The organism is Streptomyces sp. NPDC029526, assembly GCF_040637405.1.
Lineage (GTDB): Bacteria > Actinomycetota > Actinomycetes > Streptomycetales > Streptomycetaceae > Streptomyces.
Window position 1 is genome coordinate 398398 of the sequence record NZ_JBEZWE010000001.1, and the last position, 23909, is coordinate 422306.

The 23909-nt window shown below is 73.7% G+C and carries 19 protein-coding genes; 12 read left to right on the forward strand and 7 right to left on the reverse strand.

Annotation, left to right across the window (positions count from 1 at the left end):
- The first annotated feature begins 25 nt into the window (after positions 1–25).
- On the forward strand, positions 26–817 hold the full coding sequence (locus AB0F01_RS01795; protein WP_362089122.1) for an adenosylcobinamide-GDP ribazoletransferase: 792 nt from the start codon (positions 26–28) through the stop codon (positions 815–817).
- Between the two features lie 70 nt (positions 818–887).
- On the opposite strand, the gene AB0F01_RS01800 is transcribed toward AB0F01_RS01795, so the two are convergent.
- The 3 genes from AB0F01_RS01800 to AB0F01_RS01810 form a co-directional block, all read right to left on the reverse strand.
- The gene (locus AB0F01_RS01800; RefSeq protein ID WP_362089123.1) at positions 888–1229 is read right to left on the reverse strand and encodes a hypothetical protein; all 342 of its coding nucleotides are present in this window, start codon (positions 1227–1229) and stop codon (positions 888–890) included.
- Positions 1230–1259: 30 nt separating this feature from the next.
- The gene (ctaD, locus tag AB0F01_RS01805) at positions 1260–2933 is read right to left on the reverse strand and encodes a cytochrome c oxidase subunit I (RefSeq protein WP_362090180.1); all 1674 of its coding nucleotides are present in this window, start codon (positions 2931–2933) and stop codon (positions 1260–1262) included.
- A gap of 541 nt (positions 2934–3474) precedes the next feature.
- Positions 3475–4266, reverse strand: coding sequence for an endo alpha-1,4 polygalactosaminidase (locus tag AB0F01_RS01810; protein ID WP_362089124.1), 792 nt, complete (start codon positions 4264–4266; stop codon positions 3475–3477).
- A 279-nt stretch (positions 4267–4545) separates the two neighbouring features.
- Between AB0F01_RS01810 and AB0F01_RS01815 the strand changes: the two genes are divergently transcribed.
- The 7 genes from AB0F01_RS01815 (at position 4546) to AB0F01_RS01845 (ending at position 15283) form a co-directional block, all read left to right on the forward strand.
- Positions 4546–6084, forward strand: coding sequence for a leucyl aminopeptidase (locus tag AB0F01_RS01815; RefSeq protein ID WP_362089125.1), 1539 nt, complete (start codon positions 4546–4548; stop codon positions 6082–6084).
- A 224-nt stretch (positions 6085–6308) separates the two neighbouring features.
- Positions 6309–7697 carry a dihydrolipoyl dehydrogenase gene (gene lpdA, locus AB0F01_RS01820; RefSeq protein ID WP_362089126.1) on the forward strand — a complete coding sequence of 463 codons (1389 nt, stop codon included), beginning with the start codon at positions 6309–6311 and terminating at the stop codon, positions 7695–7697.
- 62 nt (positions 7698–7759) lie between these two features.
- Positions 7760–9574: a 2-oxoglutarate dehydrogenase, E2 component, dihydrolipoamide succinyltransferase gene (gene sucB / locus AB0F01_RS01825; protein ID WP_362089127.1), complete on the forward strand. Its 1815-nt coding sequence runs from the start codon at positions 7760–7762 to the stop codon at positions 9572–9574.
- Positions 9575–9811: 237 nt separating this feature from the next.
- Entirely contained in the window at positions 9812–10435 is a 624-nt protein-coding gene (locus AB0F01_RS01830; protein WP_362089128.1) for a GntR family transcriptional regulator, read from the forward strand.
- Positions 10436–10798: 363 nt separating this feature from the next.
- On the forward strand, positions 10799–13501 hold the full coding sequence (gene aceE, locus AB0F01_RS01835; protein ID WP_362089129.1) for a pyruvate dehydrogenase (acetyl-transferring), homodimeric type: 2703 nt from the start codon (positions 10799–10801) through the stop codon (positions 13499–13501).
- A 128-nt stretch (positions 13502–13629) separates the two neighbouring features.
- Complete coding sequence (locus AB0F01_RS01840) at positions 13630–14604, forward strand: YafY family protein (RefSeq protein WP_362089130.1); 975 nt, start codon at positions 13630–13632, stop codon at positions 14602–14604.
- Between the two features lie 157 nt (positions 14605–14761).
- Positions 14762–15283 (forward strand): DUF4240 domain-containing protein, encoded by a 522-nt coding sequence (locus tag AB0F01_RS01845; RefSeq protein ID WP_362090182.1) that lies wholly within the window; start codon positions 14762–14764, stop codon positions 15281–15283.
- Positions 15284–15564: 281 nt separating this feature from the next.
- Here AB0F01_RS01845 and AB0F01_RS01850 read toward each other — a convergent pair whose 3' ends face one another.
- Both AB0F01_RS01850 and AB0F01_RS01855 read right to left on the reverse strand, forming a co-directional pair.
- Positions 15565–15759: a hypothetical protein gene (locus AB0F01_RS01850; RefSeq protein WP_362089131.1), complete on the reverse strand. Its 195-nt coding sequence runs from the start codon at positions 15757–15759 to the stop codon at positions 15565–15567.
- Positions 15743–16669: a peptidoglycan recognition protein gene (locus AB0F01_RS01855; RefSeq protein WP_362089132.1), complete on the reverse strand. Its 927-nt coding sequence runs from the start codon at positions 16667–16669 to the stop codon at positions 15743–15745. The genes AB0F01_RS01850 and AB0F01_RS01855 overlap by 17 nt, the downstream gene beginning before the upstream one ends.
- 193 nt (positions 16670–16862) lie before the next feature.
- On the opposite strand from AB0F01_RS01855, the gene AB0F01_RS01860 reads away from it, so the two are divergent.
- A complete protein-coding gene (locus AB0F01_RS01860; RefSeq protein ID WP_362089133.1) occupies positions 16863–18047 on the forward strand; it encodes a MarP family serine protease in 1185 nt (394 codons plus the stop codon).
- Between the two features lie 26 nt (positions 18048–18073).
- On the opposite strand, the gene AB0F01_RS01865 is transcribed toward AB0F01_RS01860, so the two are convergent.
- Positions 18074–18565, reverse strand: coding sequence for a GNAT family N-acetyltransferase (locus AB0F01_RS01865; RefSeq protein WP_362089134.1), 492 nt, complete (start codon positions 18563–18565; stop codon positions 18074–18076).
- A 73-nt stretch (positions 18566–18638) separates the two neighbouring features.
- Here AB0F01_RS01865 and AB0F01_RS01870 point away from each other — a divergent pair, with 73 nt between their 5' ends.
- Both AB0F01_RS01870 and AB0F01_RS01875 read left to right on the forward strand, forming a co-directional pair.
- Positions 18639–19541: a TIGR01777 family oxidoreductase gene (locus tag AB0F01_RS01870; protein ID WP_362089135.1), complete on the forward strand. Its 903-nt coding sequence runs from the start codon at positions 18639–18641 to the stop codon at positions 19539–19541.
- A 212-nt stretch (positions 19542–19753) separates the two neighbouring features.
- Positions 19754–21151, forward strand: coding sequence for an NAD(P)/FAD-dependent oxidoreductase (locus AB0F01_RS01875; protein ID WP_362089136.1), 1398 nt, complete (start codon positions 19754–19756; stop codon positions 21149–21151).
- A 217-nt stretch (positions 21152–21368) separates the two neighbouring features.
- Here AB0F01_RS01875 and AB0F01_RS01880 read toward each other — a convergent pair whose 3' ends face one another.
- Positions 21369–22832 carry a regulator gene (locus tag AB0F01_RS01880; RefSeq protein ID WP_362089137.1) on the reverse strand — a complete coding sequence of 488 codons (1464 nt, stop codon included), beginning with the start codon at positions 22830–22832 and terminating at the stop codon, positions 21369–21371.
- 223 nt (positions 22833–23055) lie between these two features.
- Here AB0F01_RS01880 and lipB point away from each other — a divergent pair, with 223 nt between their 5' ends.
- Entirely contained in the window at positions 23056–23856 is an 801-nt protein-coding gene (gene lipB, locus AB0F01_RS01885; RefSeq protein ID WP_362089138.1) for a lipoyl(octanoyl) transferase LipB, read from the forward strand.
- Positions 23857–23909 lie beyond the last annotated feature (53 nt).

Sequence of the window (23909 nt, forward strand, 5' to 3'; positions counted from 1 at the left end):
GTTGACCGCCGGGTAATCTGCGCCGGTGCCCGCGCCCTCCTTCGCTCCGTTGACCGACGGCCTCCGCTTCGCCTTCGGCACCCTCACCGTGTTCCCGGTCCGGGTGCCCCGCTGGGACCGCCCCGCCGCGCGGGCCGGGATGCTGTGCGCCCCGCTGGCCGGGCTGGCGGTCGGCGCCGTGGCCGCCGCCACCGGCCTGCTGCTGCTGTTCCTCGGATCGGGGTCCGCGCTCGCCGCCGTCGCCACCGTCGCCGTGCCGGCCGTACTGACCCGCGGGCTGCACCTGGACGGACTGGCAGACACCGCGGACGGGCTGGGCAGCGGGAAACCGGCCGGGGACGCGCTGCGGATCATGAAGCAGTCGGACATCGGGCCGTTCGGGGTCATCACCCTGGTCCTGGTGCTGGCGGCCCAGACGGCCGCCCTGGCCCGCGCCTACGACGACACGTGGGCGCGCGGGGCGCTGGCCGCGGTCGTCGCGGGGGTGGTGGCCCGGCTGGTGCTGACGCTGGCCGCCCGCCCGGCCGTGCCGTCCGCCCGCCCGGAGGGGCTGGGCGCGGCGGTGGCGGGGGTCGTGCCGGTGGCGGGCGCGGCCGGGGCCGCCGTGGCCGTGGCGCTGGCGGCGGCGGCCGGCGGCACGCTGCTCGGGGCGGACGGCGTGGTCCGCGCGGTCCTGGCGGTCGCCCTGTCGGTCGCCGCCGCCGACCTGCTCCTTCGGCACTGTGTGCGCCGGTTCGGCGGTGTGACGGGTGACGTGTTCGGCGGGCTCGCGGAGACGGCGGCGACCACGGCGCTCGTCGTCGCCGCGCTGGGCTGACGTCCCGGCCCCGGCTGAGCCGAGCGGCGACGGGCGGCACCGGGAAGCGGCACCGCCCGTCAGGGGCCGGTCAGTTGCGGGTGGCGAGCGCCACGGCGGCCGTGCCGACACCGCTCGCGGCGGCCACCAGCGCGGCGGCCACGCAGCGGGCCCGCAGCCGCCGGTAGCGCTCCTCGTACTCCAGCCGGAGCCCGGCCACCCGGTCGCGGATCCGCAGCAGGTACGCGCGGGACGCCTCCACGCGCTCGGCGGTGTAGACGCGTTCCACGTCCTCGCGCTGAGCGGTCGTCAGCCAGGGCAGCTGTTCGGCGAAGGCGGCGGCCCGCCGCCGGGCGTCCTCGAGTTCCGCGGCCCACAGGAGGTGGCCTTCGAGCCGGACCAGACCTTGGGCGCTCTCCTGACTGGGATCCACGGGCTTCCTCCACGCTCCGGTCGGTGGGTGTCAGCGCTGCTTGTCCCCGGGGGCCACCGTCTCGGAGGTGTCGGGCCGGTTGTCCGCCCAGTCGATCGCGGCGATCTGCGGGTGGTGCAGGTCGAAGGCGGGGGACTCGCTGCGCACCCGGGGGAGGGTGACGAAGTTGTGCCGGGGCGGCGGGCAGGAGGTGGCCCACTCCAGGGAGCGGCCGTAGCCCCACGGGTCGTCGACGCCGACCGGCTTGCCGTACTTGGCCGTCTTCCAGATGTTGTAGAAGAACGGCAGCAGCGACATGCCGAGCAGGAAGGCGGAGATCGTCGAGGCCGTGTTGAGCGCGGTGAAGCCGTCGGCGGCCAGGTAGTCCGAGTACCGGCGGGGCATGCCCTCGGCGCCCAGCCAGTGCTGGATCAGGAAGGTGCCGTGGAAGCCGATGAACAGCGTCCAGAAGGTGATCTTGCCGAGCCGCTCGTCGAGCATCTTGCCGGTGAACTTCGGCCACCAGAAGTGGAATCCGGCGAACATCGCGAAGACGACGGTGCCGAAGACGACGTAGTGGAAGTGGGCGACCACGAAGTAGGAGTCGGTCACGTGGAAGTCCAGCGGCGGCGACGCCAGGATGACGCCGGTCAGGCCGCCGAAGAGGAACGTGAGCAGGAAGCCCAGCGACCACAGCATCGGTGTCTCGAAACTGAGGGAGCCCTTCCACATGGTGCCGGCCCAGTTGAAGAACTTCACGCCCGTGGGGATCGCGATGAGGAAGGTCATGAACGAGAAGAACGGCAGCAGCACCCCGCCGGTGGCGAACATGTGGTGCGCCCACACCGTGACCGACAGGCCCGCGATGGCGATGGTGGCACCGATCAGCCCGAGGTAGCCGAAGATCGGCTTGCGCGCGAAGACCGGGATGACCTCACTGACGATGCCGAAGAACGGCAGCGCGATGATGTACACCTCGGGGTGGCCGAAGAACCAGAACAGGTGCTGCCACAGCAGCGCGCCGCCGTTCGACGCGTCGAAGACATGGGCACCGAACTTGCGGTCCACCTCCAGGGTCAGCAGCGCGGCGGCCAGCACCGGGAAGGCGAGCAGGACCAGGACACCGGTCAGCAGCACGTTCCAGGTGAAGATCGGCATGCGGAACATCGTCATGCCGGGGGCCCGCATGCAGATGATCGTGGTGATGAAGTTGACCGAGCCGAGGATGGTGCCGAAGCCCTGGAAGGCCAGGCCCATGATCCACAGGTCGGACCCCAGGCCCGGCGAGCGGGTCGCGTCGGACAGCGGGGTGTAGCCGGTCCAGCCGAAGCTGGCGGCGCCGTCCGGCGTGAGGAACCCGGCGATCGCGATCAGCGAGCCGAACAGGAACAGCCAGTACGAGAACATGTTCAGCCGTGGGAACGCCACGTCGGGCGCGCCGATCTGCAGCGGCATGATCCAGTTCGCGAAGCCGACGAACAGCGGGGTGGCGAACATCAGCAGCATCAGCGTGCCGTGCATGGTGAACATCTGGTTGTACTGCTCGTTCGACACGATCTGCAGGCCCGGACGGGCCAGTTCGGCGCGGATGATCAGCGCCATGATGCCGCCGATGACGAAGAACGAGAACGAGGTGCCGAGATACAGCGTGCCGATCGTCTTGTGGTCGGTCGTGGTCAGCCACGAGACCACGACCGCGCCGGGCTTTCTGCTGCGGACCGGCAGCTCGTCCTCGTAGGACTCCGTGGGCTCCTTGTCGAGGGAGCCCACCGTGCTCTCGTTCGCCACTGTTCCGCTCCTCGCTGAGGGCTCGGGATGCTTCCGGAAGGCAGCATGGCGCGACCGCGACCGACTCTGTCAGAACTCCTGGCGGAACGGCGCGTCGTGGCGCGCGTCCAGTTGACCGGCGTACGGCGTTCGAGTGACGAGGGCTGTCGGACGTGACGCACCGTCGTGAGCGGTGGCCGGTTCTCGCCCCTGCCCGGACCCCCTCGGGCCACCGGGCGCATGCCGCGCTCCGGCCCGCCCCGACCCGATGCGGGCATGGCGTCCTCCCCCGGCAGCGACTCGCCCCCTCCCTGGCACGCCCTGCCCGCCCCGGACGTGACCGGACGGCTCGATGTCGACCCGGAGACGGGACCGTCCTCGCAGGTGGCGGTGACGGCCCGGCGGCTCGGGGAGCACGGGCCGAACCGGCTCGACGAGGCCGCACCGTGCTGCGCGCCCGCGCGGCCCGGCCGGCGGCGGCCGGGGGTGACCCGGCGGTTCAGCAGGCGCGGCGCCAGGCCCCCAGGTCGTACTTCTTGAGCAGCGAACTCAGGCCCAGACGACGGGAGTCGGCGCAGAAGCGGGCGGTGGGCAGTTCGTACTCGACGTGGAAGACGGCCTTGCCCGCCTCGACGAAGGGGGTCAGCTCGGCACACTCCCCGTACTGGGCGCACTGCTCGTTGACCGCGAAGTCGAAGTCGCCGACCAGCTCCGGGATCTGGTCCAGGTCGTTCTTCAGGCCCACCGACAGGCCGCGTTCGTGGGCGAGCCGGGCGATCAGGCGGTTGTAGCGGAGCTGGTCGGCGGCGGTGAGGGGGAAGCCGGTGCGGTTGCGGTAGCCGTCCATGTTGTCCGGTTCCACCGCGTCGAAGCCCTTGTCGCGGCACATGTCGAGGCGCTTCGCCATCAGCGGCTCCAGGACGTCGGTGCGGCGGATGTCCAGCCAGCGCTCGCCCTCCCAGCCGTTGCCGCGGCCGATCACGGACTCCGGGAAGGCGTCGGCGTCCGGCCGGAAGTCCTCCCAGGCGCCGGTGGACAGGTAGCAGACGACCTTCCGGCCGTCGCGGTGCAGGGCGGCGACGGTCCGCCGGGAGTGGTCGAAGCCGTCGATGTCGTAGACCGGCACGTCGACGGCAGTGTCCAGCCGTCCGCTGAGCTGCCACTGCCAGCCGGTTCCCGGCCGGGGCTGCCAGCGTCCGTCGTCCTCGGGCGCCGGCCGGCCGGGCGCGGAGCCGCAGCCCGCCAGGAGGAGCAGGACGAACAGGAGGGCGGGCAGGGCGGGTCGTCTCACCGGTGGCCTTTCGCGGACGTGGAAGGAGAGTCGGGACGAGGCGGCACAGGGGGGCGCGGAGCGGTGCGCGGGCGGGCGGGAGGGCACCCCGTGGATGTGGGACCGCAGGAATGAGCGAGCGTACATACGCGCGTAGGCTCGTCCCGGGTGTTCGCCGTACCGGGGGAAGGCCCCGCCGTGACCGCGCCCTCGCGTCGCAATTAGGGTCGGCTGCCGGGCCCGGTCGACCCACACCTTTCGGCCACTGCAACTTCACATCGGAAGCGAGAATTCACCACCGTGACTGCTCTCACTCTCAGCACCGCCGCGGTGCCCGGCCTGCGGGCCGACGCGATCGTGATCGGTGTCGCCAAGGGCACCGCGTCCGGGTCCGGGACGCCGGTCGTCGCACCGGGCGCCGAGGCCGTGGACCACGCGTACGACGGCGGGCTCGCCGGCGTCCTGGAGACGCTCGGCGCGTCCGGTGCCGAGGGCGAGGTGACGAAGCTCCCCGCGCCGTCCGGCTTCAAGGCCCCCCTCGTGGTGGCGGTGGGCCTGGGCGCCCAGCCCGAGAAGGACTCCGGTTACGCCGCGGAGGCCCTGCGCAAGGCGGCCGGTGTCGCGGCCCGGGCGCTGACGGGCACCAAGAAGGCCGCCTTCGCCCTGCCCCTCACGGACGCCGCCGACGCCGGTGCGGTCGCCGAGGGCGCCCTGCTCGGCGCGTACTCCTTCGACGCGTACAAGGACCAGGCCGGTGCCAAGGACGGCAAGGACGGCAAGGCGCCGCTCGCCGAGGCCGTCCTGCTCGGCGGCAAGCCGCGCGACCGCGCGTACAAGGCCGCCCTGGAGCGGGCCACCGCGGTCGCCGAGGAGCTGAACCGGGCCCGCGACCTGATCAACACCCCGCCCAACGACCTGAATCCGGAGGCGTTCGCGGCCGTCGCGCAGGCGGCGGCCAAGGAGCACGGCATCAAGGTGCAGGTGCTCGACGAGAAGGCCCTCACCAAGGGCGGCTACGGCGGCATCCTCGGGGTCGGCGCCGGCTCCGCCTCCGGTCCGCGCCTGGTGAAGCTGTCGTACACCTCCAGCAAGGCGAAGAAGCACCTCGCGTTCGTCGGCAAGGGCATCACCTACGACTCGGGCGGCATCTCGCTGAAGCCGGCCGGTCACAACGAGACGATGAAGTGCGACATGAGCGGCGCCGCCGCCGTGTTCGCCGCGGTCGTCGCCGCCGCCCGCCTGGGCCTGGACGTCAACGTCACCGGCTGGCTGGCGCTGGCCGAGAACATGCCCTCCGGTTCCGCCACCCGCCCCGGTGACGTGCTGCGCATGTTCAGCGGCAAGACGGTGGAGGTGCTCAACACCGACGCCGAGGGCCGGCTGGTCCTCGCCGACGCCCTGTGGGCCGCCTCCCAGGAGAAGCCGGACGCCATCGTGGACGTGGCGACCCTGACCGGCGCCATGATGCTGGCGCTGGGCAACCGCACGTTCGGCATCATGGCGAACGACGACGCCTTCCGCGCCGCGGTCCACGAGGCCGCCGAGGAGGTCGGCGAGCCGGCCTGGCCGATGCCGCTGCCCGAGCACCTGCGCAAGGGCATGGACTCGGCCACCGCGGACATCGCGAACATGGGCGAGCGGATGGGCGGCGGACTGGTCGCCGGCCTGTTCCTGCGCGAGTTCGTCGGCGAGGGCATCACCTGGGCCCACCTCGACATCGCCGGACCGGCCTTCAATGAAGGCGGCCCCTTCGGGTACACGCCCAAGGGCGGCACGGGCACGGCCGTCCGCACGCTGGTCCGGCTCGCGGAGCTGACCGCGTCCGGCGACCTGGCCTGACGTCCGGCCGCCGGGGCCTCGCACGCGGGTAGGGCGAGGCCCCGGTGGCGGACGTGGGGTGTCTCACACCACGGCCCCACGTCTCGAACGGCCTCGACAAGTGCGAGGATAGGGCTCGGCAGGACAGGGCCCCACCGAAGGGCCGAAAACCTAAAAGCGGCCGGACACCAGCCGCCGACCGGTCACTGGAGACCGGCGTGGCGCACATGCATGGAGGACGTGACGTGGCGAACGACGCCAGCACCGTTTTCGACCTAGTGATTCTCGGCGGTGGCAGCGGTGGGTACGCCGCGGCGCTGCGCGGGGCTCAGCTGGGCCTGGACGTCGCCCTGATCGAGAAGGGCAAGGTCGGCGGTACCTGCCTGCACAACGGTTGCATCCCCACGAAGGCCCTGCTGCACGCGGGCGAGATCGCCGACCAGGCGCGCGAGAGCGAGCAGTTCGGTGTGAAGGCCACCTTCGAGGGCATCGACATGGCGGCCGTCAACAAGTACAAGGACGACGTGATCGCCGGCCTGTACAAGGGCCTGCAGGGGCTGATCGCCTCGCGCAAGGTCACCTACATCGAGGGTGAGGGCCGGCTGTCCTCGCCGACCTCCGTCGACGTCAACGGTCAGCGGGTCGAGGGCCGCCACGTCCTGCTGGCGACCGGTTCCGTGCCGAAGTCGCTGCCGGGCCTGGAGATCGACGGCAACCGCATCCTCTCCTCGGACCACGCGCTCGTCATGGACCGCGTGCCGAAGTCCGCGATCGTGCTGGGCGGCGGCGTCATCGGCGTCGAGTTCGCCTCCGCGTGGAAGTCCTTCGGCACCGAGGTCACCATCATCGAGGGCCTGAAGCACCTCGTGCCGGTCGAGGACGAGAACAGCTCGAAGCTGCTGGAGCGCGCCTTCCGCAAGCGGGGCATCAAGTTCAACCTGGGCACCTTCTTCGAGAAGGCCGAGTACACCCAGGACGGCGTCAAGGTCACCCTCGCCGACGGCAAGGAGTTCGAGGCGGAGGTCCTGCTCGTCGCCATCGGCCGCGGCCCGGTCTCCCAGGGCCTGGGCTACGAGGAGGCCGGGGTCGCCATGGACCGCGGCTTCGTCCTGGTCGACGAGTACATGCGCACCAACGTCCCGACCATCTCGGCCGTCGGTGACCTGGTGCCCACGCTCCAGCTCGCGCACGTCGGCTTCGCCGAGGGCATCCTGGTGGCGGAGCGTCTGGCCGGCCTGAAGACCGTTCCGATCGACTACGACGGGGTCCCGCGGGTGACGTACTGCCACCCCGAGGTCGCCTCCGTGGGCATCACCGAGGCGAAGGCCAAGGAGATCTACGGCGCGGACAAGGTCGTCGCCCTGAAGTACAACCTGGCGGGCAACGGCAAGAGCAAGATCCTCAAGACCGCGGGCGAGATCAAGCTGGTCCAGGTCAAGGACGGCGCCGTGGTCGGCGTCCACATGGTCGGCGACCGCATGGGCGAGCAGGTCGGCGAGGCGCAGCTGATCTACAACTGGGAGGCGCTGCCGGCCGAGGTCGCGCAGCTGATCCACGCCCACCCGACGCAGAACGAGGCGCTCGGGGAGGCCCACCTGGCACTGGCCGGCAAGCCCCTCCACTCCCACGACTGACGCCTTCCGTCTTCGGGCGCGACGACACAGACTTCCGCAATTCGTAAGGAGCAACCGAAACCATGGCGGTTTCCGTAACCCTTCCGGCGCTCGGCGAGAGCGTCACCGAGGGCACTGTCACTCGTTGGCTGAAGGCCGAGGGTGAGCGCGTCGAGGCCGACGAGCCGCTGCTCGAGGTCTCCACCGACAAGGTCGACACCGAGATCCCGGCGCCCGCGTCCGGCGTGCTGTCCTCCATCAAGGTCGCGGAGGACGAGACGGTCGAGGTCGGCGCCGAGCTGGCCCTGATCGACGACGGCAGCGGCGGTGGTGGCGCGGCCGAGGCGCCCGCCGCCGAGCAGGCCCCGGCGGCCGAGCAGGCCGCTCCCCCGGCCCCGGCCCCCGAGCCGCAGGCCCAGCCGTCCACCGAGCAGTCCGCCCCCGCGCCGGCCCCTACCGCCGACGCCTCGGCGGGCGGCGGTTCCGCCGAGGGCACGGACGTGGTCCTGCCCGCGCTCGGCGAGTCCGTCACCGAGGGCACCGTCACCCGCTGGCTGAAGTCGGTCGGTGACAGCGTCGAGGCCGACGAGCCGCTGCTGGAGGTGTCGACGGACAAGGTCGACACCGAGATCCCCGCCCCCGCCTCCGGCACGCTGCTGGAGATCGTGGTCGGCGAGGACGAGACCGCCGAGGTCGGCGCCAAGCTGGCCGTCATCGGCGAGGCGGGTGCCGCTCCGGCGGCCGCTCCCGCCCCGGCCGAGCCGCAGGCCCCGGCCCAGCCCGAGCCCGCCCCGGCCCCGCAGCAGCCCGCTCCGGCCCAGCCCGAGCCCGCTCCGGCCCCGCAGCAGCAGGCCGCCCCGGCGCCGGCTCCGGCTCCGGCTCCGCAGCAGGCCGCACCGGCTCCCGCGCCGGCCGCTCCCGCCCCGGCCCCGCAGCAGCCCGCTCCGGCCGCCGCGAAGCCGGCCGACGAGGGTGCCTACGTGACCCCGCTGGTGCGCAAGCTGGCCGCCGAGAAGGGCGTCGACCTGTCCACCGTCAAGGGCAGCGGCGTCGGCGGCCGGATCCGCAAGCAGGACGTGGAGGCCGCCGCCGAGGCCGCGAAGGCCGCCCCGGCCGCCGCTCCGGCCGCAGCCGCTCCGGCCGCCGGCCGCAAGGCCCCGGTGCTGGAGGCGTCCCCGCTGCGCGGCCAGACCGTGAAGATGCCGCGGATCCGCAAGGTCATCGGCGACAACATGGTCAAGGCCCTGCGGGAGCAGGCCCAGCTGTCCTCGGTCGTCGAGGTCGACGTCACCCGGCTGATGAAGCTGCGCGGCCAGGCCAAGGACGCGTTCGCGGCGCGCGAGGGCGTCAAGCTCTCCCCGATGCCGTTCTTCGTCAAGGCCGCCGCGCAGGCGCTGAAGGCCCACCCGGTCATCAACGCCAAGATCAACGAGGCCGAGGGGACCATCACCTACTTCGACACCGAGAACATCGGTATCGCGGTGGACTCCGAGAAGGGCCTGATGACCCCGGTCATCAAGAACGCCGGTGACCTCAACATCGCCGGCATCGCCAAGGCCACGGCCGAGCTGGCGGGCAAGGTCCGCGGCAGCAAGATCACTCCGGACGAGCTGTCCGGCGCGACCTTCACCATCAGCAACACCGGGTCGCGCGGCGCGCTGTTCGACACGATCATCGTGCCGCCGGGCCAGGTCGCCATCCTCGGCATCGGTGCCACGGTCAAGCGTCCGGCCGTCATCGAGACGGAGGAGGGCACGGTCATCGGCGTCCGCGACATGACCTACCTGACGCTCTCCTACGACCACCGTCTGGTGGACGGCGCCGACGCGGCCCGTTACCTGACGGCCGTCAAGGCGATCCTGGAGGCGGGCGAGTTCGAGGTCGAGCTCGGCCTGTAGCCGGCGCCGCACAGCGGAACAGGTGCCCCCGTCCGGAGTCTCCGGGCGGGGGCACCTGCCGTACGGGGGCGGGAGACGCGCGGCACGGGCCGGGCGACGTCACAGTCGTCGTGTAAGTCTCGTCTCACCTGGGCGAAAGCTCCCCCGTGCGCCCCACCGGTCCGGCGCGGCGGCCGTATTGTCTTTAGCGTCGAACGCCCTCAGGGGACCGGTGGGGCCCCCGCGTAAGGAGCTCTCATGACCGCGCCCGTCGTCCACTCGCTGCGCGAACAGATCCGCGAGCACATCCTGGAAGGGATCATCAGCGGGCGCTGGCAGCCGGGTGAGCGGATCGTGGAGCGGCGGATCGCGACGGAGCTGGAGGTCAGCCAGACGCCGGTGCGCGAGGCGCTGCGGGAGCTGGAGTCGCTGCGGCTGATCGAGTCGGCGCCGAACAAAGGGGTGCGGGTCCGCAACCTGACGGCCGCCGACCTGGAGGAGAGCTACCCGGTCCGCGCCGGCCTGGAGGCGATCGCGGCGGAGCTGGCGGCGGACCGGCTGGCCGAGGACTGCTCGGCGCTGGAGCCGCACGTCGCGGCCCTCTACGAGGCCGACCGTCTGGCGGACGGCACCGGTCAGGTGCGGCACACGGTCGCCTTCCACCGGGAGCTGGTCCGCGCGGCCGGCAACTCGGTGCTGCTGCACACCTGGGAGGGCCTGGGCATCGAGGTGTTCACGGCGCTGTCGATCCGCTGGCTGGGCACCGTCCAGCAGTCCTACGCCGAGGAGCACGAGGAACTGGTGGCCGCGTTCCGGCGCCGGGACCCGCGGATCGCCGAGCTGGTCAAGGCCCACGTGCTCGGGTGCGCCCCGCGGGCCTGAACACCCGCCGGGACCGGCCGTCGGGGCTCGGGCCCGGGTCGGAGTCGCAGGCCCGGGTCGCGCTCCCTCGCCGGGGTCGCGGTGGCCCAGGTCGCCAAACGGGCGCGGGGGCGCTCATACGCCGTCCGACCTGCGAAAACAAGGCGTTTCGCGGTCACCGAGTGCCAGCTTCCAAGGCACCGCGTGCCGACTTTCTCGTCATCAAGAGATTTTCGCCCTGGAACCTTTGATCGATCATCGATCAGCGGGTTATTGTCGCCAGCGGGCTCACACCCGAGCCACCAGCCCTGTCCTGCCAAAGACCTAGGGCACCCCCGAACCCCTGCTGTGAGGGAACCCCCTTCGACTGAGGAAGGCGGCGACATGACCGACCCCAAGGCTGTCCGTCCGAGCGAGCTCGACCAGCTTCCGGACCGCGACCCCGAGGAGACCGCCGAGTGGCGGGCCTCCCTGGACGCCGTCACCGAGGCGGCCGGCCCGCACCGTGCCGCGTACCTGATGCGCCGCACCCTGGAGCACGCCGAGGGCGCCGGCCTGCCGCTGCCGAAGCTGCTGGAGACCGACTACGTCAACTCCATCCCCACGTCGGCCGAGCCCGCCGTGGACGGTGACGAGGAGCTGGAGTCCCGGATCACCGCGTGGAACCGCTGGAACGCGGCCGCGATGGTCACCCGCGGCAGCAAGTACGGCGTCGGCGGCCACATCGCCACCTTCGCCTCCGCGGCCTGGCTCTACGAGACCGGCTTCAACCACTTCTTCAAGGGCAAGGAGGCGGACGGCTCCGGCGACCAGCTCTACATCCAGGGCCACGCCTCCCCCGGCATCTACGCCCGCGCGTTCCTCGACGGCCGGATCGGCGAGCGGCAGCTCGACAACTTCCGCCGCGAGGCCGGCGGCGACGGCCTGCCGTCGTACCCGCACCCGCGGCGCCTGCCCTGGCTGTGGGAGTTCCCCACGGTCTCGATGGGCCTCGGCCCGATCTCCGCGGTCTACCAGGCGCGGTTCAACCGCTACCTGACCAGCCGCGGCATCAAGGACCTGTCGAACTCGCACGTCTGGGCGTTCCTCGGCGACGGCGAGATGGACGAGCCGGAGTCGACCAGCGCCCTGACCCTCGCCTCCCGCGAGGGCCTGGACAACCTGACCTTCGTCATCAACTGCAACCTGCAGCGCCTCGACGGTCCGGTCCGCGCCAACTTCAAGATCGTGCAGGAGCTGGAGGCCCAGTTCCGCGGCGCCGGCTGGAACGTGATCAAGACGCTGTGGGGCACCGCCTGGGACGAGCTGTTCCAGCTGGACACCACCGGCGCCCTGGTCCGCCGGCTGCGCGAGGTACCGGACGCGCAGGTGCAGACGTACCAGACGCGCGACGCGGCCTACATCCGCGAGGACTTCTTCGGCAAGGACCCGGCGCTCGCCGAGATGGCGAAGCTGCTGAGCGACGACAGGATCCTCGAGTGCTTCCACGTCTCGCGCGGCGGCCACGAGGCCCGCAAGGTCTACGCCGCCTACCGCGCCGCGGTGTCCCACAAGGGCGCGCCGACGGTGATCCTGGCCCAGACGGTCAAGGGCCACACCCTCGGTGAGGGCTTCGCCTCGAAGAACGCCAACCACCAGATGAAGAAGCTCTCGGTGGACGAGTTCAAGGCGATGCGCGACCGCCTCGGCCTGCCGATCAGCGACTCCGCCTTCGCCGACGGCGAGGTCCCCTACGCCCACCCGGGCGCCGACTCCCCCGAGGTCCGCTACCTCCAGGAGCGCCGTGCCGCCCTCGGCGGTCCGGCCCCGGCCCGCCGCGTCCACCCGGTCGCGCCGCTGCCCCAGCCCGCCGACAAGGCGTTCACCGCCTTCGACAAGGGCTCCGGCTCGCAGAACGTCGCCACCACCATGGCGTTCGTCCGCCTGGTCAAGGACCTGGTGCGCGACAAGGAGACCGGGAAGCGCTGGGTGCCGATCGTGCCCGACGAGGCGCGCACCTTCGGCATGGAGTCGCTGTTCCCGTCGCTGGGCATCTACTCGCCCGCGGGCCAGACGTACGAGCCGGTCGACCGCGACCAGCTGATGTACTACAAGGAGGCCAAGAACGGCCAGATCCTCAACGAGGGGATCACCGAGGCCGGGGCCATGGCCGAGTTCATCGCCGCCTCGACGTCGTACGCGACGCACGGCGAGACGATGATCCCGTTCTACATCTACTACTCGATGTTCGGCTGGCAGCGCACCGGCGACCAGATGTGGCAGCTCGGCGACCAACTCGGCCGCGGCTTCCTGGTCGGCGCCACGGCGGGCCGCACCACGCTGACGGGCGAGGGCCTCCAGCACGCCGACGGCCACTCGCCGGTCATCGCGGCGACCAACCCGGCCGCGCTGACCTACGACCCGGCGTTCGCCTACGAGCTCGCGGTCGTCGTCAAGGAGGGCCTGCGCCGGATGTTCGGCGAGGGCCGGCCGGACGAGGACCAGAACGTCTTCTACTACCTGACGGTCTACAACGAGCCGCTGCCGCAGCCCGCCAAGCCGTCGGTGCCGGGCATCGACGAGGGCATCGTCAAGGGCCTGTACCGCTTCAACACGGCCGAGTCCGCCGGGCTCACCCCGGCGGCGAACGCCCCGCGGATCCAGCTCCTGGGCTCCGGCACGGCCATCCACTGGGCGCTGAAGGCGCAGCGGCTGCTCGCCGAGGAGTGGGGCGTGGCCGCCGACGTCTGGTCCGCCACCTCCTGGACGGAGCTGCGCCGGGACGCCATGGAGGCGGACGAGGCGCTGCTGCGCGGCGAGGATCGGGTGCCGTACGTGCGCCAGGCGCTCCAGGGGGCCCAGGGCCCGGTGCTGGCGGTCTCCGACTACATGCGCCAGGTGCCCGACCAGATCGCGCAGTGGGTCGAGCAGGACTACTCCTCGCTGGGTGCCGACGGCTTCGGCCTGTCGGACACCCGGGAGGCCGCCCGCCGCCACTTCGGCGTCGACGCCGAGTCGATCGTCGTCGCGGCGCTCGCCCAGCTCGCCCGGCGCGGCGAGGTGCGGGCGACCGCCGTGAAGGAGGCGCGCGAGCAGTACGGCCTGTGACGGCCGGCGCCGGAACGGCCGTGTGACCGCATCCGCGTGACCGCGGCCGGGTGACGGTGTGACCGTGCCCCGGTGAGAAGGCCCCCGCTCCGGCGGGGGCCTTCTCACCTTTCTTGCATGATGGGCGCATGCGTGCTGCCCGGCTGATCAAGATGGTGCTGCTGCTCCAGTCCCGCCCGTCCATGACCGCGGCCGAACTGGCGCGGGAGCTGGAGGTGTCCGAGCGCACCGTCACCCGGGACGCCCAGGCCCTGTCGGAGGCCGGGGTGCCGGTGTACGCGGACCGGGGGCGGGCCGGCGGCTACCGGCTGATCGGCGGCTACCGCACTCGGCTGACCGGGCTGGCCCGCGGGGAGGCGGAGGCGTTGTTCCTGTCCGGGGTGCCGGGCGCGCTGCGGGAGATGGGACTTCAGGACGCGGCCTCGGCGGCCCGGCTGAAGGTGTCGGCCGCGCTGCTGCCCTCGCTGCGGGACGCCCCCCGGACGGCGGCCCAGCGCTTCCACCTGGACGCGCCGAACTGGTTCCGCGAGCCGCCGACCCCCGAGCTGCTGCCCGCCGTCGCCGACGCGGTGTGGGACGACCGGCCGGTCACCGCCCGCTACCGGCGCGGGGAGGCCGAGGTCGAGCGGCACCTGGAGCCGTACGGCCTGGTGCTGAAGGCGGGCGTCTGGTACCTGTGCGCGCGGGTGGCGGGGCAGGGGTCGTTCCGGGTGTACCGCATCGACCGGTTCACGGCCGTGGAGGCGTCCGGGGACCGCTTCGAGCGGGCGGCGGACTTCGACCTCCCGGCGTTCTGGGAGGAGCGGGCCGAGCAGTTCGCGCGGTCGATCCTGCGGGCGGAGGTCGTCGTACGGCTCTCCGCCGAGGGGGTGCGCCGGCTGCCGCACGCCGTGGACCCGCTGTCCGCGCGGGAGGCGCTGGCGGCGGCGGAGGGCCCGGACGGGACCGGGTGGGTGACGGTGACCCTGCCGGTGGAGTCCGAGGACGTCGCGCACACGCAGCTGACGGCTCTGGGAGCGGAGGCGGAGGTGCTGGCCCCGGCGTCGCTGCGGGAGCGGTTCGCCGAGCAGGCGGCGCGGCAGGCCGGTCTGTACCGGCGCTGAGGGGCGTCCTGCCGGGCCGGCATCGAAGGGCTCCGGGGGCGTGCGCCGGCCCGGTGCCGACGTGCTCCCGGTGCGCCGACCGGTGGGCGGGGTCCGTCCCGGAGGTGGCGCACTGCGGGTGCGTCGGTGGGGCCCAGGGCCGATGCTGGACAGCGTGATGGACGAGACGGAGTTCTGGGAGCTGGTGGACGCCGCCCGGGAGGACGCCGAAGGCGACCCGGAGGAGCAGGCCGACCTGCTGGTGGAGCGGCTGCTGGGGCTCGATCCGGACGCGGTCGTGGACTTCGCCCGTCACTTCGAGGCCCGCTACCACCGCGCCTACCGCTGGGACCTGTGGGGCGCCGCCTGGGTGCTGCTGGACGGGGCGAGCGACGACGCGTTCGACTCCTTCCGCTGCTGGCTGATCGGCCAGGGCCGCGAGGTCTTCGAGGGCGCCCTGCACGACCCGGACGCACTGGCCGACCTCCTGGACGACGACTTCGACGAGGAGGTCGACGGCGACGGGGAGGAGCTGGGCTACGCGGCGGACGAGGCGTACGAGCAGCTCACCGGCTCGGTCGCCCCCGACCTCGGGCTGCCCCCGGGCCCCGCCGAGCCGGAGGGGGTTCCGCTCGACTTCGAGGACGAGAACGTCCTGGCGGAGCGCTATCCCCGCCTGTGGGACCGCTTCCGGGACTGAGGCCGCCCGGCGAGCCGCGCACGGGTCGGTGCCGGAACCGCCCGCCCGCGAACCGCACGGGTCGGCACCGGATCCGCCCGCCCGGCGCCCCGGGCACCGCGGGTGGCGCTGAGACCATCCGGGCCCTGTCACGGTTGCCGGAGCGCCTTCGGGCGCGTCGGGCCGGTCCCCGGGTGCGGTACCGGGGCCGGGCCGTTCGGACGGCTCCCGGTGGCGGTGGGCGGGCGGTCTCCCCCCGGCCTCCGTGCGGGGCCGGGGAAGGGACCTCCGACGCGGCCGGGTCAGTGCACCGGATGGCGGTGACGGGCCGGGACCGGGGTGAGGGCCGGGTGGCGGGGCGCGGCGTTGGCCTGGGTGAGTGTGGAGGCGGTGTGGGCCGGGGGGCCCAGGATGACGGCCGCGGCGGCGCACAGGACCGTCCAGGGGGCGCGCAGGGCGCCGGTCCGGACGGTACTTCGATCATGACTGTCGTTCATCGGCCCTTCTCCGGTCTGCTTGCGTGCCGGACGGCAGGGCGGCGGACGCCTCCCCGATCCGGCGGGTCTCTCGTCGCACGTCGGACGCGCGCCCCTGCATCTCGGCTGCCATCTCCCGGATCTGCGGGAGTCGGGCGTGCAGGGCGGCGCCCGGGCAGCTGGTCTCGTAGCCGTCGTTGTGACCCGCGACGGCGGGCAGGGTGGCGGCGGTGCCGGCCGCGTACCGGCTGCCGCCGTTGCTCGACACCAGCCGTACCTCGGCCCGCGGGTCGGTGCCGGCGGGGCCCAGCTTCCAGGCCGCGAGGGTGGCGATGGCGTGCATCATCGGCTTGGGCACCGGGGTGCCGGCGGTGAAGGTGCCGATGGCGGCGATGCCGACGGTGCGGTGGTTGAAGCCCTGGGTGTGGGCTCCGGTGACGGGCCGGTCGGTGCCGCCGGCCCGGCCCTCGTAGATCACGCCGCAGCGGTCGACGAGGAAGTTGTAGCCGATGTCGTCGAAGTCCCGGCCGAGGATCTGCCCCTCGTACAGGTGACGGATGACGTCGGGCGTCTCGGCGCAGGCGTAGTCGTTGGGCGAGTCGGTGTGGTGGACGAAGACGGCGACGACGCCGTCGTCGTAGCGCGGCGGCGGCTGCTTCCGCGCCTCTTCGCCCACCCAGGTGGCGCGCGGCAGGATGTGGGGCCGGGGCGCCGTGTGGGCGGGCGCCTGACGTGCGGCGGGCTGCGCGGAGGGTTCGGCGGCGCGTTCGACGCCGTGGGCGCACAGCACCAGGGCGACGGCGGCTGCCGCGCCCGGCAGGCAGGCGAGCGGCACCGTGACCGCCCTGGGCGGGCCCGGGGTACCGGGCCGGCCGGGTATCCGGGAGGCGCGGCGCTTCCGCGCCCCTCGCGGTCTCCTGGGGACACGCATGGGTCCACTGTGGGACCGATCGGCTCCGCCCGCGATGTGTACTGTGCCACCCGGTGGAACCATCGTCCGGGTCCGCGGCGTTTTCCCGGGTGTACGCGCGCGGGGCGGCCCGCTTCGACGGCCGTTCGCGCGCGTGGCTGATCACCGGGCCCCTCCCCCACGTATGAGGGGGTCCGAGAGAAAGGCGGCGTGCGTGGACCTGCTCGACATCCTGCTGTTGCTGATCGTCCTGGCCTACGCGGCGTCCGGCTACCGGCGCGGGCTGCTGGCGGGCTGCGTCTCGCTGGCCGGCTTCGTGGGCGGTGCGGTGATCGGCGTGTGGATCCTGCCCTGGGTGATGGACCTGGTGACGCCGGGCACGACCCGGGCGACGGTGACGGCGGTGCTGACGGTGCTGCTGCCGGCCGTGGTGGGGCACGAACTGGCCGGCCGGCTGGCGCTGCGGCTGCGGCGGGAGCTGGACCGGGGCCCGCTGCGGGTGGCGGACGGGATCGGGGGCGCGGCGGCGAACGCGGTGGCGGTGCTGATCGTGGCGTGGGTGGCCGCGTCGGTGCTGGGCGCCTCCTCCTCGCCGGTGGTCACCTCGGCGATCCGGGACTCCCGGCTGCTCGGCGCGGTGCAGGACGCGATGCCGGACACCACCCCGAGCTGGTTCTCGCGGGCCACCTCGGCGTTGACCGAGGCCGGGTTCCCGCAGGTGTTCAACCCGTTCGAGAACGAGTCGACGGCCGAGGTCGCCGAACCCTCCGGGGACAGCGTCACGGCCGCCGCCACCCGGGCCGCCCAGCGCAGCACGGTGAAGGTCGAGGGCGTGGCCGGCACGCAGGGCCGGGAGGGCAGCGGCTTCGTGTACGCGCCGGAGCGGGTGATGACCAACGCGCACGTGGTGGCGGGCATCGACCGGCCGACGGTGCAGGTGGGCGGGGTCGGGCGGACGTACCGGGCGCAGGTGGTGCTGTTCGACCCGGCGAAGGACGTCGCGGTGCTGGAGGTGCCGGGGCTCCGGGCGCCGGTGCTGCGGTTCGAGGACGACGCCCGGCGCGGCGACGCGGCGGTCGTGGCGGGCTACCCGCAGGACGGGGACCTCGACCTCCGGGCGGCGACGGTCGCCAACCGCGTGCAGGCCCGGGGCCGCACCATCTACAACGACGCCACCGTCACCCGCGAGATCTACTCGATCCGCTCCACCGTCCGACCGGGCAACTCCGGCGGGCCGCTGCTGACCACGGACGGCAAGGTGTACGGGGTGGTGTTCGCCCGTTCGACGTCCGACGCGGAGACGGGCTACGTGCTGACGGCGGCGGAGGTCGCCGAGGACGCGGAGCGGGCGGCGGACGCGACGGCGCCGGTGGACACCGGCGAGCTGGTCACCTCGTAGGGCCTCTCGTCCGGATCACGCCGGTCTCAGAGCAGGGACCGCCCCATCAGGACGTCGTCCGCGTAGCCGCCGCCCACCCGGAACTCCTCCGGCTGGACGCCTTCGACGACGAAGCCCTCCGAGGCGTAGAGCGCGCGGGCCGGCGCGTTGTGGCCGAGGACGCGCAGCGTGATGCGGCGGGCCCCCTGCCGCCGGGCCTCGGCGACGGCGGCGCGCACCAGGGCCCGCCCGACGCCCAGGCCGCGGGCGTCCTCGGCGACGGCGAGGCCGGCGATCTGGCGGACGTGCGCGTTGGAGGCGAGGGGGGTGGGGAAGCCGAGCCGCACGTAGCCGACGACACGGCCCGCGTACTCGGCGACCAGGTGGTCCGGCGGGCCCCACCGCTCGGTGAAGAAGGGCCCGTACGGCGGCTCCGGCCGCGGGGTGACGGCGTGCAGCGGGGACCAGGTGTCCCGGTCGAGCCGGGCGAGCCGCTCGTCGTCGTCGAAGCGGGCGGGGCGTATGTGCGGCTCGGGCATGGGGGCCACTGTACGTCCGGGACGCGCCGCCGCGGTCGCCCGTTCCGGGGTGCGGGAGGGCAGGATGGGCGGCATGGAACAGTCGCGAGTCGCGGTGGCCGGTGCGTCCGGTCTCATCGGTGGTGCCCTGGTGCGGTCGCTGGCCGCGGACGGGCACGAGGTGGTCCGGCTGGTGCGCAGGGCGCCGCGCGGCCCGGACGAGGTCCGGTGGGACCCGGAGGCGGGCGCGGTGGACGCGGCCGGGCTGGCCGGCTGCGACGCGGTGGTGAACCTGGCCGGGGCGGGGGTCGGCGACCGGCGCTGGACGCCCGCGTACAAGGAGCGGATCCGGTCGAGCCGGGTGCACGGCACGGCGGCGCTGGCGTCGGCGGTCGCCGGGCTAGCGGAGGGTGAGCGGCCGCGGGTCTTCGTCAACGGGAGCGCGATCGGCTACTACGGCGAGACCGGTGACCGCGAGGTCGACGAGAGCGCCCCGGCCGGGGAGGGCTTCCTGCCGTCGGTGTGCCGGGAGTGGGAGGGCGCGGCGGCCCCGGCCGAACGGGCGGGGGTGCGCACCGTGTTCCCGCGGACCGGGCTCGTGGTGTCGCGCGACGGCGGGGCGTGGGGCCGTCTCTTCCCGCTGTTCCGGGCCGGGTTGGGCGGCCGGCTGGGGGACGGGCGGCAGTACTGGTCGTTCGTGGCCCTGCACGACGTGGTGGCCGCGCTGCGCCATCTGTTGGAGCACGACGGGCTGTCGGGGCCGTTCAACGTGACCGCGCCGCGGCCGGCGACCAACGCCGAGATCACCCGGGTGATGGCCCGGGTGCTGCGCCGTCCCGCGGTGTTCGCGGTGCCCGCGCCGGTCCTGCGGACGGTGCTGGGGGAGATGTCCGGGGACGTGCTGGGCAGTGCCCGGGTGCTGCCGAAGCGGCTGCTGGAGTCGGGTTTCCGGTTCGCCTTCCCGGACGTCGAGGGGGCGGTGCGGGCGGCTCTGTGAGCGGGTGCGACCGTCTGTCCCCGGGTCCGCGCCCCCTGTGACCTCTTCCGGTACGGGTGCGGTCGGCATGCGACCGCCGTGCGCCCGTGCCCTGTCGATGCGCGACTGTCCCGGACCGGTCAGGTGCCTAACCTCGACCTGAACTCGGGTATCCCTGGGGCCTGTTGAGGGCATGACGTCTCCAGCGCCCGCGCAACCTCGAGGAGGGGCACGTGCTTGAGCCCACGCACCAGGCGGACGTCGTCGTCGTGGGGGCCGGTGTCGCCGGCCTCGCCGCGGCGCGTCGGCTGACCAGCGCAGGAGTCGGCACCATGGTCCTGGAGACCGCCCGGCAGGTGGGCGGCCGCATGGCGACCGAGAAGATCGACGGCTTCCGGCTCGACCGGATCGGGCAGTTGCTGTCCACGGCGTATCCCGAACTACGGCTGAACGCGGGCCTGGACGGCCTCGTCCTGCACCCCTTCGCACCCGGTGTCCTGCTGCACAGCGACGGACGGCACCACCGCGCGGGCGCTCCGGCGGGCGCCGGGGGCGCAAGGGGCGCACTCCATGCGGTGCGCGCCTTTGCGAGCGCTCCCCATCCCCGGGGCGGGCCCCGGCGGCCGGCCGCGGTGCCGGGCCGTCAGGTCTCGGTCCCCCGCAGCCGCACCGGCGCACCGCTGGGCACGGCGGTGGACCAGGCCCGGCTGGGGGCCGCGTTCACCCGGCTCGCGGGGACGCCCGTGGAGCGGCTGCTGGCCCGGCCGGAACTGACCGCCGCGGAGGCGCTGGTGGCGCGGGGCCTGCCGGCCCGCACCGTCGACGGCTTCCTGCGTCCGCTGCTGGCCGCGCTGTTGTGCGACCCGGACCTCACCACGTCGAGCCGGTGCGCGGACCTCGCCCTGCGCTCCTTCGCGCGGGGGCGGCTGTGCCTGCCGGAGGGCGGCGCCGAGGCGCTGCCGGAGCTGCTGCTGCGGGGGCTGCCGCCGGGCACCGTGCACACCGGCGTGCGGGTCACGTCGGTGTCCACCACCTCGGTGACCACCGCCGAGCACGGCGAGTTCCGCTGCCGCGCGGTGCTCGTCGCGACCGACGCCCGCTCCGCGGCGGAGCTGCTGCCGGGGCTGCGGGTGCCGGACTTCCACCCGGTGACCGTGGTGCACCACGCGACCGACGAGCCGCCCGCCACCGGCACCGCGCTGCTGCTCGACGCGGACCGGGGCGGGCCGGTGAGCCACACCGCCGTGGTGAGCCGGATCGACCCCACGCGGGCACCGGCCGGCCGCGCGCTGGTCACCTCGACCGTGCTCGGCGCTCCCCCGGCCCAGGTGGACACCGCCGTCCGGACACACCTGAACCGGCTCTACGGCACGTCGACCACTCGCTGGGAGACGCTGGCCGTGCACCACGCCCCGCACGCCGTCCCGGCCATGCGGGTCCCGCACGACCTGCGCCGGCCGGTCCGGCTGCTGGCGGGGCTGTACGTGTGCGGCGACCACCGGGACACCAGCACCGTGCAGGGCGCGCTGCACTCCGGCCGCCGGGCGGCCACCGCCCTGCTGACCGACCTCGGCGCGGGCCGCCCCCTGCACACGTCGGACCCGCTGCCGACGGCCCCGCGGGCGGCCTGACGCGGCGGTGACGGACCTCCGCGGGCCCGGAGCCGCGTCCCGGCTCCCGGCCCGCGGGCCAAACCCCGCGCGGCGCCGGGCGGTCGGCGGGTGCGCGCGGGCGGACGGAGCCGGGCGCGGGCGCTTACCGGGCCCGGGGCCGCCGCCCGGCGGCGGTCCGGCGGCTGTCCGGCCGCCCGACGGCGGCCCGGTCGCTGTCCGGCTGTCCGGCGGTCCGCTATCCGAGGGCCGCCACCTTGTCCCGGTAGGTGCGCACCGGGCCCGCGTCGCGGTACGGCTCCAGACGGCGCTCGAAGTCGCGCACGTACTCCACGGCCCGCACCGACCGCATCTCCGCCGCCTGGCCGGCCGCCTCCACCGCGAGCTGGCACGCCTGGTCGAGTTCGCCGAGGCCGAGGCGGGCGGTGGCCAGGACGACCCGGCTGAACAGCCGACTGCGGGCGTACGCCGGAGCGCGCAGTTGCAGGGAGCGCTCGGCGTGCTGGGCGGCGGCGCGGAACTGCTGGAGGTCGCGGTGGCAGTGGCCGAACTCGTCGGCGAGCTGCGCCTCGTCGAAGAACCGCGCCCAGTGCGGCACCTCGTCGCCGGGCCGGGCACCCGCCAGGGCGCGTTCCGCGCGCACCAGCGCGGTGGTGCAGGCGCGCACCTCGCCGAGCACCCCGTGTCCGCGGGCCTCGGCGGCGTGCAGCAGCGCCTGCACGGCCGGCGGGACGGAGCCGCCCGCGCCCTGCTGGGCGACCCGGGCGAGCTGCACCGCCTCGCGCCCGTGCCCGAGGTACACGGCCTGGCGGCTCATCGTCACCAGCACGTAGGCGCCGTAGGCCCGGTCCCCGGCGGCCTGGGCGAGCCGCAGCGCCTGGACGAAGTAGCGCTGGGCGAGCCCGTGCGCGGCGATGTCGTACGAGGTCCAGCCGGCCAGCCGGGTCAGGTCGGCGGCGGCGGCGAACAGCCGGCGGCCGGTCTGCTCGCCGTAGGTGCCGCGCAGCATCGGCTCGCACTCGTGCTCCAGGTAGCGCACCAGTGCCTGCCGGGCGTGGCCGCCGCCGTAGGCGTCGTCGAGGGTGCGGAACAGCTCGCCGACGGAGCGCAGGGCGGCGATGTCGCCGCCGCTGACCCGCTGGCCCGGCCCGCGTTCGGCGCCGCGGGCGCGGCGCGGGACGAGCCCCGGTGCCCCGGGGGGCCGGACGGCGGGGCGGCCCTGGGCGGGGACCCGGACGGGGGGTTCCGCGCGGGCGACCTTCTCGTCGGGACGGCCGATCAGCCAGTCCCGGCTCGGGACGACGAGCCCCGCGGAGGTGAAGGCGATCTTGCGGAGTTCGGCGTGGCTGCCGGAGTCCTTGCGCCAGAGCCCGCTGACGATGTCGACGGCCTCCTCGGGGGTGGCCGCGAACTCCAGGCCCGCGTAGACGGGCGCGCAGGCGTCCAAACCCAGGTCCTGGGCGGTGAGCCGGCGGCCGAGTCGCCGGGTGAAGACCTCGGCGATGAGGGCGGGCGTGGTGCCGCGGGGCTGCTGTCCGCGCAGCCAGCGGGTGACGGACGTCTTGTCGTATCTCAGGTCCAGCCCGTGTTCGAGACCGAGCTGGTCCACGCGACGGGCGAGCCCCGCGTTGGAGAACCCCGCTTCTGCGATGAGCGCGGCGAGCTGGCGGTTGGGGGTGCGCTGCGCGGGTCGTTCCGTCATCTGCTGTGCGGTCTCCTGCCTTCCGGGCGAGCTGTGAGCCGGGGTGCCTGTGAGCAGCCCGAATGGCCTCACGGTCGGCGCGAATGTAGCGGAGAGTAAGCGGGCGGTCGCACATTCCGTCAGGCATTCATCCGATCGTGTGAGGATTGGCCGGAAGGCTGACGGACGTACAGTGGCGTGGGCGCGTTGCGTGCCTTACGAGCTTTCCAAGGAGGCGCTTGCCGTGGGTGAGGTGCGGTTCGTCCGGATGGGCTTCGGAGCCGAAGCCGTCGACTATCAGGTGGCCTGGGACGAACAGCGCCGGGTGCACGCGGCCCGCTTCGCCGACGAGGTGCCCGACACCGTGCTCCTCCTGGAGCACCCCCCGGTCTACACGGCCGGCCGCCGGACCGAGGAGAGCGAACGCCCCCTCGACGGCACCCCCGTGATCGACGTGGACCGCGGCGGCAAGATCACCTGGCACGGTCCCGGCCAGCTGGTGGGCTACCCGATCCAGAAGCTGCCCCGCCCGGTGGACGTGGTCGCCCACGTGCGCCGCCTGGAGGAAGCCCTCATCCGCACCTGCGCCGACTTCGGCCTGGCGACCACCCGGGTCGAGGGGCGCAGCGGGGTGTGGGTGCTCGGCGACCCGGTCGAGCAGCGCCCCGCGCTCGGCGGGCTCTCCCTCGACTTCGACCCCCGGCTGCAGGACGAGGAGTTCGACCCCCGGCTGAACGGCCCGGAGTACGCCCCGTCCAACGCCGGACAGCGGCGCGAGGACCGCAAGATCGCCGCCATCGGGATCCGGGTGGCCAAGGGCGTCACCATGCACGGCTTCGCGCTCAACGTGAACCCGGACAACGTCTGGTTCGACCGCATCATCCCGTGCGGCATCCGCGACGCCGGCGTGACCTCCCTGGCGAACGAGCTGGGGCGCGACGTCACCCTGGACGAGGTGCTGCCCGTGGTCGAGCGGCACCTGAAGGACATCCTGGAGAACGCGGACCTCAAGCCGCGCGAGATCGAGAGGACACCGGCGGCCTGAGGGCCCCGGTCGGAGGGGCGGACGCCGCCTCCGGCCACCAGATCAACGGGCGT

Bases quoted from the DNA above. Each gene is read 5' to 3' on its own strand.
- AB0F01_RS01850 (WP_362089131.1), bottom strand. From the start codon at position 15,759: ATGAACGACAGTCATGATCGAAGTACCGTCCGGACCGGCGCCCTGCGC.
- AB0F01_RS01865 (WP_362089134.1), bottom strand. From the start codon at position 18,565: ATGCCCGAGCCGCACATACGCCCCGCCCGCTTCGACGACGACGAGCGG.
- AB0F01_RS01880 (WP_362089137.1), bottom strand. From the start codon at position 22,832: ATGACGGAACGACCCGCGCAGCGCACCCCCAACCGCCAGCTCGCCGCG.
- AB0F01_RS01840 (WP_362089130.1), top strand. From the start codon at position 13,630: ATGCGTGCTGCCCGGCTGATCAAGATGGTGCTGCTGCTCCAGTCCCGC.
- AB0F01_RS01830 (WP_362089128.1), top strand. From the start codon at position 9,812: ATGACCGCGCCCGTCGTCCACTCGCTGCGCGAACAGATCCGCGAGCAC.
- sucB (WP_362089127.1), top strand. From the start codon at position 7,760: ATGGCGGTTTCCGTAACCCTTCCGGCGCTCGGCGAGAGCGTCACCGAG.
- aceE (WP_362089129.1), top strand. From the start codon at position 10,799: ATGACCGACCCCAAGGCTGTCCGTCCGAGCGAGCTCGACCAGCTTCCG.
- AB0F01_RS01870 (WP_362089135.1), top strand. From the start codon at position 18,639: ATGGAACAGTCGCGAGTCGCGGTGGCCGGTGCGTCCGGTCTCATCGGT.
- AB0F01_RS01845 (WP_362090182.1), top strand. From the start codon at position 14,762: ATGGACGAGACGGAGTTCTGGGAGCTGGTGGACGCCGCCCGGGAGGAC.
- AB0F01_RS01855 (WP_362089132.1), bottom strand. From the start codon at position 16,669: ATGCGTGTCCCCAGGAGACCGCGAGGGGCGCGGAAGCGCCGCGCCTCC.